This is a genomic window from Methylobacillus draconifructus, from assembly GCF_045984385.1.
GTDB classification, from domain to species: Bacteria; Pseudomonadota; Gammaproteobacteria; order Burkholderiales; family Methylophilaceae; genus Methylobacillus; species Methylobacillus flagellatus_A.
The window spans coordinates 426943-441348 of the sequence record NZ_JBJQIJ010000004.1 but is presented as its reverse complement, the minus strand read 5'-3'; the positions used below and the strand labels follow the sequence as shown (position 1 = coordinate 441348).

The window sequence follows — 14406 nt, the reverse complement described above, 5'->3', positions numbered from 1 at the left end:
ATCTCTTCCTGGTTAAATGGCCTTGCACAGGCCTATCGTTGTATCTAGCTTACGATTATAGCGCTGCTACAACCGCATCGCCCATTTCGCTGCACTTGACCTTGCTGGTGCCCTCGGTCCAGATATCCGCTGTGCGGTATCCCTGTTCCAGGGCCTTCTTCACGGCGTTTTCCACGCGGCTGGCATTAGCTTCGTCATTGAAGGTGTAGCGCAGCATCATGGCGGCGGAAAGGATGGTCGCCAGCGGGTTGGCGATATCCTTGCCTGCAATATCCGGCGCAGAACCGTGGCTGGGCTCGTACATGCCCTTGTTGTCCTGGTCCAGCGATGCGGAAGGCAGCATGCCGATGGAGCCTGTCAGCATGGAAGCCTCATCGGACAGGATGTCACCAAAGATGTTGCCGGTGACCATCACGTCGAACTGCTTGGGCGCGCGGATCAATTGCATCGCGGCATTATCGACATACATATGGCTGAGCTCGACCTCCGGATACTCCTTCGCCACCTCGATCATCACCTGGCGCCAGAGTTCGGTGGTTTCCAGCACGTTGGCCTTGTCCACGGAACAGACTTTCTTGTTGCGTTTCTGCGCGATGCTGAACGCCACATGCGCGATGCGGCGGATTTCGGATTCGCTGTAGCGCATGGTGTTGACGCCTTCGCGCTCGCCGTTGTCCAGCGTGGAAATGCCGCGCGGCTGGCCGAAATAGATGTCGCCGGTCAGTTCGCGCACGATCATGATATCCAGGCCGGAAACCACTTCTGGCTTCAGTGTGGATGCCGAAGCCAACTCGGGATACAACAAGGCGGGACGCAGGTTGGCGAACAGGTTGAGTTCCTTGCGGATACGCAGCAGGCCGCGCTCGGGACGCTTGTCGCGCGGCAGGGTATCGTATTTCCAGTCGCCCACCGCGCCAAGCAGGACGGCATCGGCCTCCTTGGCGAGCTTGAGCGTCGCCTCGGGCAACGGGTCGCCGGCCGCTTCGTAACCTGCACCGCCGATCGGCGCTTCCTGCAACTCCAGGTCGAGATCAAGCGCTTTCAGCACCTTGACGGCTTGCGCCACGATTTCAGGACCGATGCCGTCGCCCGGCAATACCGCAATCTTCATAAACGTGTTCCCAGATATTGAATTGATTTGAACAGGAGCAATCCATGCCGCGCCCTATGGCGGGCAGCATGGATCATGGTTAATTGAACAGCCAGGGCTGCGCGGCCTTGTGCTTGGCTTCAAACGCCTTGATGTCGGACACGTGCTGCAAGGTCAGGCCGATATCGTCGAGACCGTTCAATAGGCAATGCTTGCGGAACGGGTCTATCTCGAAAGCATAGCTTTTGCCGCCGGGCGTCTGCACGGTTTGCGTCTGCAGGTCGACCAGCAAGTGATATCCCTCGTTGGGCTCGACTTCCTTGAACAGGCTATCGACGATTTCCGCATCGAGGACAATCGGCAGGATACCGTTCTTGAAGCAGTTGTTGAAGAAGATGTCGGCGAAGCTCGGGGCGATGATGGCGCGGAAACCGTAATCGAGCAGCGCCCACGGCGCATGCTCGCGGCTGGAGCCGCAGCCGAAATTCTCGCGCGTCAGCAGGACGCTGGCGCCCTGGTAGCGCGGGAAGTTGAGCGGGAAGTCAGGATTCAACGGCCGCTTGCTGTTGTCCTTGCCCGGCTCGCCCTGATCCAGATAGCGCCACTCATCGAAAGCGTTGGGGCCGAAGCCCGCGCGCTTGATCGACTTCAGGAACTGCTTGGGGATGATGGCGTCGGTATCGACATTGGCGCGATCCAAGGGGGCCACCAATCCATTCAACTGGGTAAATGCTTGCATATTGATCCAATAAACGATTCGTTACTTGGTTGATTTCTGTATGGCTTCGCCGGCCTTTTCGATGTCCTTGCCCATGCCGTTGATGGTATTGCATGCAGCCAGGGCCATCGCCAGCAATGACATGGCCGCCATCATGAACACTTGTCGCATGGCCGGGCTCAATTCAGCAATTGGCGCACGTCGACGAAATGCCCGGTCACCGCTGCGGCAGCCGCCATTTCAGGACTGACGAGGTGGGTACGGCCGCCTGCGCCCTGACGTCCCTCGAAATTGCGGTTCGAGGTGGAGGCGCAACGCTCGCCCGGCTCCAGGCGGTCGGCATTCATGGCCAAACACATGGAGCAGCCGGGCTCACGCCATTCGAAACCGGCTTCCTTGAAAATCTTGTCCAGGCCTTCCTGCTCCGCCTGCGCCTTGACCAGGCCGGAACCCGGCACTACCATCGCCAGCTTGACGTTGGGTGCGACGTGCTTGCCCTTGGCCACAGCCGCGGCGGCGCGCAAGTCCTCGATGCGGGAATTGGTGCAGGAGCCGATGAACACCTTGTCGATCGGGATTTCCGAGATCGGGGTATTGGCCTGCAAGCCCATGTACTGCAAGGCGCGCTCCATGCCGCTGCGCTTGGTCGGGTCGTTTTCCTTAGTGGGGTCTGGCACGATGCCGTTGACCGCCGTCACCATTTCGGGAGAAGTGCCCCAGGTGACCTGCGGCTCGATTTCTTCAGCCTTGAGTTCTACCAGGGCATCGAACTTGGCGCCCTCGTCGCTATGCAAGGTACGCCAGTAGGCCACTGCCGCATCCCATTGCTCCGGCTTGGGCGCATAGGGACGGCCCTTGACGTAATCGATGGTGATGTCGTCCACGGCCACCATGCCGGCGCGCGCGCCCGCCTCGATCGCCATGTTGCACAATGTCATGCGCCCTTCCATACTCAAGCCGCGAATCGCCGATCCCGCGAACTCGATCGCATAGCCGGTGCCGCCCGCGGTGCCGATCTTGCCGATGATCGCCAACGCAATGTCTTTGGCAGTGACACCGGGGCCAAGCTGGCCCTCCACACGCACCTGCATGGCCTTGGATTTCTTCTGCACCAAGCATTGAGTCGCCATTACGTGCTCGACTTCTGAAGTGCCGATGCCGTGCGCCAATGCGCCAAACGCGCCGTGGGTGCTAGTATGGGAGTCGCCGCAGACCACGGTCATGCCAGGCAAGGTCGCGCCCTGCTCAGGCCCCATGACATGCACGATGCCTTGGCGCGCATCGCCCATCCTGAATTCGGTCACGCCGAAATCGTTGCAGTTCTGGTCCAGCGTTTCCACCTGCAGGCGCGAGATCGGATCGGCAATGCCCTGGCTGCGGTCGGTGGTCGGCACGTTGTGGTCAGGCACCGCCAGCACGGAACTGATGCGCCATAGCTTGCGGCCGGCCATCTTCAGGCCTTCGAACGCCTGGGGGCTGGTCACCTCATGCACCAGGTGGCGGTCGATATAGATCAACGCGGCACCGTTTTCCTCACGCACCACGTGGGAATCAAACAATTTGTCGTAAAGCGTTTTGGCTGACATACGATCCTTCTAATCCTGCTGATACAGTCCGTTTAACGTCACGAGACGGTTTATGGTTGAATCCGGCCGCTCAATCGCGGAAGTTGCCGAACTGCAACGGGAAATCCGTGATGGACTTCCTGACGAAGGCGATCGCCTCCTGCAACACATCGCGCTTGGCGCCGGTCACGCGCACCTCGTCGCCCTGGATGCTGGCCTGCACCTTGAGGCCGCTATCCTTGAGCAGCTTGACGATTTTCTTCGCCAGTTCGGCATCGATGCCAGCCTTGATCTTGAGCACCTGCTTGACCTTGTTGCCGGAAATCTTCTGCACGTCCTGGTGATCCAGGCGCTTGGCGCTGTCGGCTTCCTTCTTTTCCATCGCGGGCAGGAGGATGGCCTTGATCTGGTCGAGCTGGAAATCTGAATCGCCATGCAAGGTGATCAGGTTATCCTTTTCGTTCAGCTCGACACTCGCGCTGGTGCCCTTGAAGTCATAGCGGTTGGTAATCTGGCGGCCAGCGACATCCACCGCATTCTTCAATGCGACCATATCGACTTCAGAAGAAATATCAAATGAAGGCATCGTTATCCATCCTCATCCAAATTCAACGCTGCATGCCGGTAAGCCCGGCGTGAGGCAGCGATTTAAAATTCAACAAATACAGGTGCTGCAACGCTTATTCGAAATGACAGACGTAATCCAGCGTTTCCGTCACTTCGATGTCGAAGCTGGAGTTGCCCGGCACAGTGAATTTTTCGCCCGCGCCATACGTCTTCCAATCGCTTTCGCCATTGAGGCGCACCTTGCAGGCGCCGCTGTTGATTTCCATCAACTCGGGAGAACCGGTATTGAAGGTCAACGTGCCGGGGAAAATCACGCCCACGGTCGCGCGAGTGCCGTTCGGGAACAGCACGGTATGGCTGACACACTTGCCATCGAAATACACATTGGCTTTTTTCTTGACGCTCACATTGTCGAACTGGGCCACGACGCTTCTCCTAAAATTGGTTGGTTACTTCTTGTTGTTGCGCAGGTTGGCAGCAATGCGCATGCGCAAGGCATTCAGCTTGATGAAGCCGCCCGCATCGCGGTGGTCGTAGGCGCCTGCGTCATCCTCGAAGGTCGCGATGTTCGGATCGAACAGCGAATCGGTCTTGGAATCGCGGCCGGTCACGATCACGTTGCCCTTGTACAGCTTGAGCTTGACCCAGCCATTGACGGTCTGCTGCGTATGGTCAATCAAAGCCTGCAAGGCCACACGCTCAGGGCTCCACCAGTAGCCGTTATAGATCATGCTCGCATAACGCGGCATCAGGTCGTCCTTCAAGTGCGCCACTTCGCGGTCGAGGGTAATGGACTCGATCGCGCGATGCGCCTTGAGCAGGATGGTGCCGCCCGGAGTCTCGTAACAGCCGCGCGACTTCATGCCCACATAACGGTTTTCTACTAGGTCGAGACGGCCAATGCCGTGCTTGCCGCCCAGGCGGTTCAGCTCCGCCAGCAGTTCATGCGGCTTCAATGCCTTGCCATTCAATGAGATGGGGTCGCCATTGCGATATTCAATCTCCAGGTATTCGGCTTCGTCCGGCGCGCGCTCGGGCGATACTGTCCAACGCCACATATCTTCCTCGGCTTCCGCAGCCGGGTTTTCCAGGTGGCGGCCTTCGTAGGAAATATGCAGCAGGTTGGCGTCCATGCTGTACGGACTGCCGCCCTGGCGGTGCTTCATCTCAACAGGAATGCCATGTTGTTCGGCATAGGCTAGCAACTTTTCGCGGCTGAGCAAATCCCATTCGCGCCATGGCGCGATGACCTTGACGCCGGGCTTGAGCGCATAGGCGCCCAGCTCGAAGCGCACCTGATCGTTGCCCTTGCCGGTAGCGCCGTGAGAAATGGCATCGGCGCCGGTTTCATTGGCGATCTCGATCAGGCGCTTGGCGATCAGGGGACGTGCAATCGAGGTGCCGAGCAGGTATTCACCTTCATATACGGTGTTGGCGCGGAACATCGGGAACACGAAGTCGCGCACGAACTCCTCGCGCAGGTCGTCGATATAGATTTCCTTGACGCCGAACTTCTTGGCCTTTTCGCGCGCCGGCTCCAGCTCCTCGCCCTGGCCGATATCCGCAGTAAAGGTCACCACCTCGCACTGGTAGGTGTCCTGCAGCCATTTCAGGATCACGGAGGTATCCAGGCCGCCGGAATAGGCCAGCACGACTTTCTTCACATCACTCATTTCGCTATTTCTTTCTCGATTAAATCCAGTTCAACCTAGGTTTATGCCTGCACCTTGCCCAGCAGCAAATACTCCATCAATGCCTTCTGCACGTGCAGCCGGTTCTCGGCCTCTTCCCATACCACGGACTGCGGGCCGTCGATCACGGCAGCCTCGACCTCTTCGCCGCGGTGCGCGGGCAGGCAGTGCATGAATAAGGCGTCCTTACCCGCGACACGCATCATATCGGCATCCACCTGCCAATCATGGAAATCACGGCGGCGCTCTTCGTTCTCGGCCTCAAAGCCCATCGAGGTCCAGACATCGGTAGTGACGAGATCGGCACCGCGTGCTGCCTCCATCGGGTCGGTGAATTCTTCGTAATGGTCGGTGCCATAGAGATTGGCGCGCTCCGGCTCGACCTCGTATCCGGGTGGCGTCGATACATGCACATTGAAATCCAGCACTTCAGCCGCCTGCAGCCAGGTGTTGCAGACGTTGTTCGAGTCACCGATCCAGGCCACGGTCTTACCCTTGATCGAACCGCGATGCTCGATATAGGTAAAGATATCGGCGAGGATCTGGCAGGGATGGTATTCATTGGTCAGGCCGTTGATCACCGGCACGCGCGAATTGGCGGCAAAGCGTTCGATGATCTCCTGCTCGAAGGTGCGGATCATGACGATGTCGCTCATGCGCGAGATGACTTGCGCCGCATCCTCCACCGGCTCGCCGCGTCCCAATTGGGAATCGCGCGTATTGAGATAGATGGCGGAGCCGCCCAACTGCTGCATGCCGGCCTCGAACGACAGGCGCGTGCGGGTGCTGGCCTTCTCGAAAATCATCACTAGGGTGCGGTCGGTCAACGGCCAGTATTGCTGGTAGGCCTTGAACTGCTCCTTGATCCAGCGCGTACGGTCGAAAATATGCGCCAGCTCGTCTGCATTCAGGTCGTTGAACTGCAAGAAATGTTTGATTGCCATAACGTTTATATTCCCGCGATCAAGCCAAAAACTTCTTGATTAAAGGTGCCAGGATATCCACCACTTGCTGCGCTTCCTGCTCGTTCATGACGAGCGGCGGCAACAGGCGGATCACTTTTTCTGCCGTCACATTGATCAGCAAGCCTGCTTCCAGCGCCTGCTTGACCAGTTCCGCACACGGGCGGTCCAGCTCTATGCCGATCATCAGGCCTGCATTGCGGATCACGCTCACGCCGGCCACGTCTTGCAGGCTGGCAGCAAAAGCCTCGCGTATGTAATTGCCCAGTTGCTCGGCATGCGCGAGCAGGCCGTCGGACTCGATGATGTCCAGCGTCGCCAACGCAGCGCTGCAGGCCAGCGGGTTGCCGCCGAAAGTAGAACCGTGCTTGCCATAGGTAAACACTTCCGCCGCCGGGCCATGTGCCAGACAGGCGCCAATGGGCACGCCCGAGCCCAGCCCCTTCGCCAGGGTCATGACGTCGGGCACTACATCGGTGTGCTGGAATGCAAACCAGGTGCCGGTACGCGCCACGCCGCTTTGCACTTCGTCCAGCATCAGCAGCCAGCCATGGGTATCGCAAATCTCGCGCAAGCCTTTGAAATACGCCGCCGAGTCGCGCGGCACATTGATGCCGCCCTCGCCCTGGATAGGCTCGAGCAAGATGGCGACGACGTTCTTGTTGTGCCGCGCCACCTGGCGCACGGCATCGAGGTCATCGAACGGCACGCGGATGAAGCCGCTCACCAACGGCTCGAAACCGGCCTGGGTCTTGCGGTTGCCCGTAGCGGAAAGCGTTGCCAGGGTGCGGCCATGGAATGCGCGCTCCATGACGATGATTTCAGGATTTTCTATGCCCTTGTTGTGCCCATAGAGTCGTGCAAGCTTGATGGCGGCCTCATTGGCCTCGCAACCGGAATTACAGACAAACACCTTGTCCATGCCGGAAACCTCGCATAACCTGTCCGCAAGCCTGGACTGCTCGGCAATGCCGTAGACATTCGAGACATGGATCAAGCGGCCGGCCTGCTCGCTAATGGCGGCCACCAGGCGAGGATGCGCATGGCCCAGGCCATTGACCGCGATCCCGGCCAATGCGTCCAGGTAACGCTTGCCCTCGGTATCCCAGAGCCAGGCGCCTTCTCCCTTAGTGAAGGTGACAGGCTGACGGGCGTAGGTATTCATCAAATGTTCGGACATTGCAGTATCTAGCCTCTACGTTTGGATACAAGCTTAAGCTCAAAAACAAAAACGGCGGCACCAGCCGCCGTTTACAGCATCATGCGGCACCCTCAGCGGTCGAGCGCGCGCTTTTTCAGCAGTCGGATGGCTGCCAGCAGAGCAATACCAGTTGCTACCTTGCGCACTACAGTCTTCATGAGGTCACCGTCGAATTCTACAAATGGAAACCCGGCCAAAACCTGCCACTACGCCGGACTTTGCCAAGCTTTCAAGCTATTTAAACATTTTTCTTCAAGGGCTCGAGAGTAGCGCAAATCCCGGATTTAGGCAAGAATTAGGCAAGAGGATTTATGCATTAAACCACAGGCAGTGATGCAAACCGGGTTTCAAAATCCTTGGGTTTAAGGCAGAATCTAATGTTCGCTCGAATTCAAGATATTTACTCACAACCCTGCATTATATGGTGTCGCTAGCCACAGTTACCAAGATGCCCGATCAGGGCCATGATGCGCAATCCGGCACCCAGTTGCCGGTTTCCTGGTACACCGACCCTGCCGTTTACGCCCTTGAACAGCAACATCTGTTCGCCCACTCGCCCCATTACATCGGGCACGAGCTCATGGTTCCCGAAGTCGGCAGCTACCACGTCCTATCATGGATGAACAATGCCAAGGCGCTGGTCCGCAACGAAAACGGCATCGAGCTGATCAGCAATGTCTGCCGCCACCGGCAGGCGCTCATGCTCAAGGGCAGCGGCAAGACCAAGAACATCATCTGCCCCTTGCACCGCTGGACCTACGATACCCGTGGCCAGCTGCTGGGCGCCCCCCACTTCAAGGAAAACCCCTGCCTCAACCTCAATAAATCCTCGCTGAAGAACTGGCAAGGCCTGCTTTTCGACAGCAAGCGCGATATTGCGCAGGACTTGCAAAAATTAGGTTGCAAACAGGACTTCGACTTCACCGGCTATATGCTCAACCGCGTGATGGTGGATGAATACAATTTCAACTGGAAAACCTTCATCGAGGTCTACCTGGAAGACTATCATGTCGGCCCCTTCCATCCCGGCCTCGGCCACTTCGTCGATTGCGAGGACCTCAACTGGGAGTTCGGCGACTGGTACAGCGTGCAGACAGTGGGCGTGCACAAGGCCCTGCAGAAATCCGGCTCCTTGATATACGACAACTGGCACAATGAAGTGCTGCGCTACAACAAGCAGCAGCCGCCCAAGTATGGCGCGATCTGGATGGTGTACTACCCATTCCTCATGATCGAGTGGTACCCGAACACGCTGGTGGTCTCCAACATCATTCCGCGCGGACCGGACGCCTGCACCAATGTAGTCGAGTTCTATTACCCCGAGGATATCGCCCTGTTCGAGGAAGAATTCATCGCAGCGCAACAGGCGGCGTATACCGAGACCGCCGTGGAAGACATGGAAATCTGCCAGCGCATGCATGACGGCCGCCATGCGCTGGCCGCCCAAGGCATCGATGAGCGCGGCCCCTACCAGCACCCGATGGAAACCGGCATGCAGCACTTCCATGCCTGGCTGCACAAGCAACTGGACCCGCACCTGAAATAACCCTCTCCAGGCAAGCATATTGCCTGCTCAATATTTGGGCCTGCACGCCAGGCCGGAAAGACGAACCTTGAACCTGCCCAGACTCGGCAGCCTGTGGATGCTGGTTGCCGCCTTCTTTTTTGCCATCATGGGCGTTCTGGTCAAGCTGGGGGCGGCAAAATTCAGCAGCGCGGAACTGGTGTTCTACCGCTCGCTGTTCGGCCTGCTGTTCATCATCGCCGTCGCGCGCTACCGGCAGGTTTCGCTCAAGACCCGGCTCATCAACACGCACATGAAGCGGGCGATTCTCGGCTTCGCGTCGCTGATCTGCTTTTTCTTCGCCATCAGCGAATTGCCGCTCGCCACCGCCATCACGCTCAATTACACCTCGCCCTTGTTCCTGGCGATGGCCCTGCCCTTCATGCTGCACGAAAAGCCGCGCAAGATCCTGCTGCTCGCCGTAGTGCTCGGCTTCATCGGCGTCGCCTTGTTGCTCAAGCCCAGCCTGCACATGGATGAACTGATCGCGGGCGCCATCGGCCTGCTCTCGGGCGCGATGGCGGGCATTGTATACGTCCATGTCACCCAGCTTGGCCGCGCCGGCGAACCGGACTGGCGCACGGTGTTTTACTTCACGCTGGTCTGCACCATAGGCGGCGGCCTATGGATGCTGTTCTATCGCTTCACGCCGCTGGACTGGCCGGACCTGCCGCTGCTGCTGGGGCTGGGCGTATCGGCCACCATCGCCCAGCTTGCCCTGACACGCGCCTACCGTACCGGCAGCCCGCTCGTGGTCGGCAGCCTAGCCTATACCACAGTGGTACTGGCCAGCCTGTTCGGCATCCTGATCTGGAACGAGACACTATCCTCGGACCGCTGGTTCGCTGTCGGCCTGATCATCCTCAGCGGCATCATCAGCGTATGCGCGACGCCTAAACCCAAGAAAGACACCTAGGCCGGATAAAAGGTTAAACTTCAGCCAGATGCGTCCGTAGAATATGGAATGACCCTCTTGCCTTCCCGCCACATTGCCAGCATTGCATGCACAGCGCTGCTAAGCTTCATGCTGGCAGGCTGCATGGGCGGCCCCATTGCGCAGCAGGTGGCTTCATCGCTGCTGATGCGCGCTGCAGACCAGGCCACGTCCAATGCCTACGACGCATATTTGCTGAAAGACCCGTCCACGTCCTCTCCTGGCCATGAATCCAGCACGACGGCCACCATTCCCGGCCATGGCGGCGCCATTCACGTCGCCCCATCGTCGCAGTCGCAAATTGATGAGTATTGGATTGCCTTCCTCAACGCGGGCTTTACCGAGATCAAGCCTTCTGCAGAGCCTTTGCCTGAACACGCGGCCAGCGCATCAAAAGACGAAAGCCACGCCATGACGGCGAGCGAGCTGGTCGCCATTGAGGTCTGGAGCACGCTGGTGGGAGAAGAGAAAACCGCCGTCCTGGAGCGGGCCAGGCTGCTCGGCAACGATCTGCCTCAGATCCAGGAACTAGCGCAATGGCAAATGGCAGTGGGCGCGTCCATCGCCTCGCCGCAATCGCCAATCACCTTCTTGGTGCCTCCCGAGCTTGGCCGCATCAGCAGCGGCCAGGAATTGCTGGTGGAAATATCCGGGCAAAACGACCTGAACATTGCACGCTACCTCATGCAGCCGCAACACGCCTTCCAGCAGGCCTCGGGCCACCCTGCTGTCAACCAGCGCTGAATCCTCAAGGGTCGATCAAGCCGGACCGCATCGCGATCAGGGCGATCTCGGCCGAATTATTGGCATTGAGCTTCTGCTTGATATTGTAGAGATGCGTGCCGACAGTACGCGGCGAGAGGGACAAGGTGTCGGCGATTTCGTTGGTGGTCTTGCCCTTGGCCAAGGCCATGAACACCTCGAACTCGCGGTCGGAGAGGATATCCACGGGATTCTGCTGCCCTGAAATCTGCTGGATCGCCATCTGCTGGGCCACATTGGCCTCAAGATACATCTTGCCGCCCGCCACCGTATGGATCGCCTTGATCAGCTCCTCGGCCGCGCTGCGCTTGGTCAAGTAGCCCATCGCGCCCGCATTCAGCACGCGCTTGGGATGCACGGAATCCTCATGCGCGGACAGCACCAGAACGCGCGCATGCTCATCCTTGGCCCGGATGCGGTCTATCGCCTCCAGCCCGCCTATGCCAGGCATGGTGATATCCATCACCACCACGTCCGGCTGATACTCCTGGTACAGTTTGATGGCCTGCTCGCCGCTCTCCGCTTCGGCAATCACCTGGATCGCCTGGTCCGACTCAAGCAGCAGCTTGAACCCCATGCGCACCACGGCATGGTCATCCACCAGCATCACCTTGATTGCTGCACTCATGACACTCTCTCCGGAATCGTCACCAATATGGCGGAACCCTGGCCCGGCAGGGAATCAATGTTGAAACTGCCATACAGGGCCTGAGTGCGCTCCCGCATCCCCAGCAGTCCGAAATGGCGGCTTTGGTCCACATTGCACATATTCATGCCGATGCCATTGTCCTTGATCAAAAGTGTGAGGGTACCATTTTCATGGCGCGAAAGGCTGATATCGATACGGTCGGCCCGCGCATGGCGTAAGGCATTGGTGACGGATTCCTGCACGATGCGATAGAGATTGATGTTCAAGCTTTCCCCCAGCAGGTCCAGCTTGCCGTGCAACTGCAGGTTGAATTTCACGTCCGGGTTCTGCGCCTGCCAATCGGCGACGGCATCGCGCAAGGCTTCAGACAAACCGAGGTTGTCCAGCGACCCGGGGCGCAAGTGGCGGATGATGTTATGCATGCCGTCATAAATATGGTTGGCTGCCGAGACGATGGTTTGCGCGCTGCTTTCTATGCTCGGCATATCCTGCCTGGTCTTGTTCGCGATCGCCACCGCAAAGGTCTTGATCGCGGTGACGTACTGCCCGAGCTCGTCGTGCAGCTCGCGTGCCAGGCTGCGGCGCTCGTCCTCGATATGGCGCTGGATCAGGTGCGTCAACTGGCGGTTTTCCTCCAGCTTGCGCGCAGTTTCCTCCGCCAGCTTGCGCTCGGTGATGTCGCGCATGCTGCAGATCTCGCCGATCAGCTCGCCGGTTTTCGGGTCCATCAACGGCGCGGCGGAAAGCGATACATCGAGCAGCTTGCCGTCGCGTGCCACCCGTTGCGTGTCGTAATGCTCCACCAGGCCGTTCGCCAGCATGTTCGCCATGTTACGCTCCAGCTCGCTCTCATGGTTAGGCGGCATCAGCAGCTCGGCAGACCTGCCGATAATGTCCGCCGGTGCGTAGCCGAACATCCGTTGCGCTGCGGGGTTCCAGAACGAAATATTGCCGTTAAGGTCGTGAATCATGATCGCATCCGCGCTCTGCTGCACGATCAGCGCGAGACGGCGGTTTTCCTCGGTGCGCTCGCGCAACGACTCGCCCATTAGGTTGAAATTCTGCGCAATGCGTGAGAACTCGGGAACCTTGAACTTGGGCAGCCTAACGTCCAGGTTGCCCTGCTCCACCGCGGAAATTGCCTTGAGGATATCGTTCGCAGGCCTGAGCCAGCGCCCCAGCATCCAGTAAATCAAGGCGTTGAGCACGAAGAAGAACCCGGTCTCGATCCAGAGCAAGTTCTGGAACGAAGCCCAGGATTCGCGGATCGCCCCGGCCGCATCGGACGCCACCACCAGCATACCGAAGCGGATGCGGCGCGACACTACTTCCGGTTCGGGTTCCACCATGCGGGCGAACCAGCGCGGCGGGGTTTCATTGGCGCGATAAGTGGATGGCGGCGACTGGTACATCAGCTCGCCCTGCGCGTTGTAGAGGAAAATCTCGCTGCTGCGCACATGCCCGAGGGACTGCAAAAAAGTATGCATCACGTCATGCGTATAGCCCCACTCCGGGTTCTGCCGCGAATTGATGATGACGGTATCGAGCAACTGCACCGTCACCCGCGTCGCCGCCTCCACGCTCTCCTCCGTGGAAATGCGCATGCCCTTGATCACCACATAGCCCACCGCCACCATCAGCATCAGCAGCAGAGTGGTAATGAGGAGATTGAATCTGACGCGCAGGCTCATAATAAACTATCCAATGGGCTACTTACCCCACGCCCACCCTTGTTCAATACATGGGTATACATCATCGTTGTTGAAACATCGCCGTGGCCCAATAACTCCTGCACAGTATGGATATCGTAACCACTCTCGAGCAAATGAGTGGCGAAACTATGGCGAAACGTATGCGGTGTCGCATGCTTGGCGATACCGGCATCCACCACAGCCTGTCTAACCGCACGCTGAATCGCCTGGTCCTGCACGTGGTGGCGCCTTGCTTGCCCTGCCTCACCATCCCGCGGATCAGTCGATAACCGCGCAGAAGGAAACACATATTGCCATCCCCACTCCCGGTTTGCATTCGGATACTTGCGTTGCAATGCATAAGGCAGATATACCGAACCATATCCTGCCGCCAAATCCTGTTCGTGCAATACCTTCACCTGCTTCAAATGCTCCCGCAAAGGTTTCACCAATACCTGCGGCAACATCGTCACCCGGTCTTTAAATCCCTTGCCGTCCCGAACCAGAATCTCGCCACGGGCAAAATCCACATCCTTCACCCTCAAGCGCAACACCTCCAAAATCCGCATCCCCGTGCCATACAACAAACTGACAACCAGATGATGGGTTCCGCTCAAACGCGCCAATATCTGCTGAACCTCTTCAACCGCCAGCACAATCGGCAATCGCCGCGGTGCTTTTGCACGTTCCACCTTGTCTAGCCACGGCAGTTCAACTCCCAGCACTTCTTTATACAAAAACAACAATGCGCTTTTCGCCTGATTCTGCGTTGAGGCAGACACCTTGCCTTCAACTGCAAGATAAGTTAAAAATAGCTCAACCTCGGCAGCACCCAACTCTATTGGATGCCGCTTGCCAAAATGCAAAATGTACCGTTTAATCCAGTCAACATAAGCCTGCTCGGTGCGGATGCTGTAATGCTTGAGGCGGATTTTACCCCGCACCTGATCGAGCAATTTTGGCGATGAATTATTTGACGGATGCATTTTTAAAATTTAGGCAGTACTAAAAA

Annotated in this window: 15 protein-coding genes; 3 read left to right on the top strand and 12 right to left on the bottom strand. The window is 58.2% G+C overall.

Going from position 1 to position 14406, the window contains the following annotated elements; translation table 11 throughout:
- Nucleotides 1–55: 55 nt before the first annotated feature.
- From leuB to ACKF11_RS11095, 9 genes are all read right to left on the bottom strand, one after another.
- Nucleotides 56–1111, bottom strand: coding sequence for a 3-isopropylmalate dehydrogenase (gene leuB / locus ACKF11_RS11135; protein WP_407997112.1), 1056 nt, complete (start codon nt 1109–1111; stop codon nt 56–58).
- A gap of 79 nt (nt 1112–1190) precedes the next feature.
- Nucleotides 1191–1829, bottom strand: coding sequence for a 3-isopropylmalate dehydratase small subunit (gene leuD / locus ACKF11_RS11130; RefSeq protein WP_309565523.1), 639 nt, complete (start codon nt 1827–1829; stop codon nt 1191–1193).
- Between the two features lie 21 nt (nt 1830–1850).
- A complete protein-coding gene (locus ACKF11_RS11125) occupies nt 1851–1979 on the bottom strand; it encodes an entericidin A/B family lipoprotein (RefSeq protein WP_309565524.1) in 129 nt (42 codons plus the stop codon).
- A gap of 8 nt (nt 1980–1987) precedes the next feature.
- A complete protein-coding gene (leuC, locus tag ACKF11_RS11120) occupies nt 1988–3394 on the bottom strand; it encodes a 3-isopropylmalate dehydratase large subunit (RefSeq protein ID WP_407997111.1) in 1407 nt (468 codons plus the stop codon).
- A 70-nt stretch (nt 3395–3464) separates the two neighbouring features.
- Nucleotides 3465–3959 (bottom strand): YajQ family cyclic di-GMP-binding protein, encoded by a 495-nt coding sequence (locus ACKF11_RS11115; protein ID WP_407997110.1) that lies wholly within the window; start codon nt 3957–3959, stop codon nt 3465–3467.
- A 94-nt stretch (nt 3960–4053) separates the two neighbouring features.
- Entirely contained in the window at nt 4054–4365 is a 312-nt protein-coding gene (gene ppnP, locus ACKF11_RS11110; protein ID WP_407993635.1) for a pyrimidine/purine nucleoside phosphorylase, read from the bottom strand.
- A gap of 24 nt (nt 4366–4389) precedes the next feature.
- Nucleotides 4390–5613 carry an argininosuccinate synthase gene (locus tag ACKF11_RS11105; RefSeq protein WP_407997109.1) on the bottom strand — a complete coding sequence of 408 codons (1224 nt, stop codon included), beginning with the start codon at nt 5611–5613 and terminating at the stop codon, nt 4390–4392.
- 41 nt (nt 5614–5654) lie between these two features.
- Entirely contained in the window at nt 5655–6575 is a 921-nt protein-coding gene (argF, locus tag ACKF11_RS11100; protein ID WP_407993637.1) for an ornithine carbamoyltransferase, read from the bottom strand.
- 19 nt (nt 6576–6594) lie between these two features.
- Complete coding sequence (locus tag ACKF11_RS11095) at nt 6595–7773, bottom strand: acetylornithine transaminase (RefSeq protein WP_407997108.1); 1179 nt, start codon at nt 7771–7773, stop codon at nt 6595–6597.
- Nucleotides 7774–8215: 442 nt separating this feature from the next.
- Between ACKF11_RS11095 and ACKF11_RS11090 the strand changes: the two genes are divergently transcribed.
- The 3 genes from ACKF11_RS11090 to ACKF11_RS11080 all read left to right on the top strand — a co-directional run bounded on the left by ACKF11_RS11090 (nt 8216) and on the right by ACKF11_RS11080 (nt 11036).
- Nucleotides 8216–9340 carry an aromatic ring-hydroxylating oxygenase subunit alpha gene (locus ACKF11_RS11090; RefSeq protein ID WP_407997107.1) on the top strand — a complete coding sequence of 375 codons (1125 nt, stop codon included), beginning with the start codon at nt 8216–8218 and terminating at the stop codon, nt 9338–9340.
- 67 nt (nt 9341–9407) lie between these two features.
- The gene (locus tag ACKF11_RS11085; RefSeq protein ID WP_407997106.1) at nt 9408–10274 is read left to right on the top strand and encodes a DMT family transporter; all 867 of its coding nucleotides are present in this window, start codon (nt 9408–9410) and stop codon (nt 10272–10274) included.
- A 48-nt stretch (nt 10275–10322) separates the two neighbouring features.
- Nucleotides 10323–11036 carry a hypothetical protein gene (locus tag ACKF11_RS11080; protein ID WP_407997105.1) on the top strand — a complete coding sequence of 238 codons (714 nt, stop codon included), beginning with the start codon at nt 10323–10325 and terminating at the stop codon, nt 11034–11036.
- Nucleotides 11037–11040: 4 nt separating this feature from the next.
- Here the strand turns inward: ACKF11_RS11080 and ACKF11_RS11075 are convergent, their stop codons facing one another.
- From ACKF11_RS11075 to ACKF11_RS11065, 3 genes are read right to left on the bottom strand one after another with little or no spacing between them, the layout of a single operon-like run.
- Nucleotides 11041–11682: a response regulator gene (locus ACKF11_RS11075; RefSeq protein ID WP_407997104.1), complete on the bottom strand. Its 642-nt coding sequence runs from the start codon at nt 11680–11682 to the stop codon at nt 11041–11043.
- The gene (locus ACKF11_RS11070; RefSeq protein ID WP_407997103.1) at nt 11679–13394 is read right to left on the bottom strand and encodes a PAS domain S-box protein; all 1716 of its coding nucleotides are present in this window, start codon (nt 13392–13394) and stop codon (nt 11679–11681) included. Before ACKF11_RS11070 ends, ACKF11_RS11075 begins: the two co-directional genes overlap by 4 nt.
- On the bottom strand, nt 13391–14380 hold the full coding sequence (locus tag ACKF11_RS11065; protein ID WP_407997102.1) for an integron integrase: 990 nt from the start codon (nt 14378–14380) through the stop codon (nt 13391–13393). The genes ACKF11_RS11070 and ACKF11_RS11065 overlap by 4 nt, the downstream gene beginning before the upstream one ends.
- Nucleotides 14381–14406 lie beyond the last annotated feature (26 nt).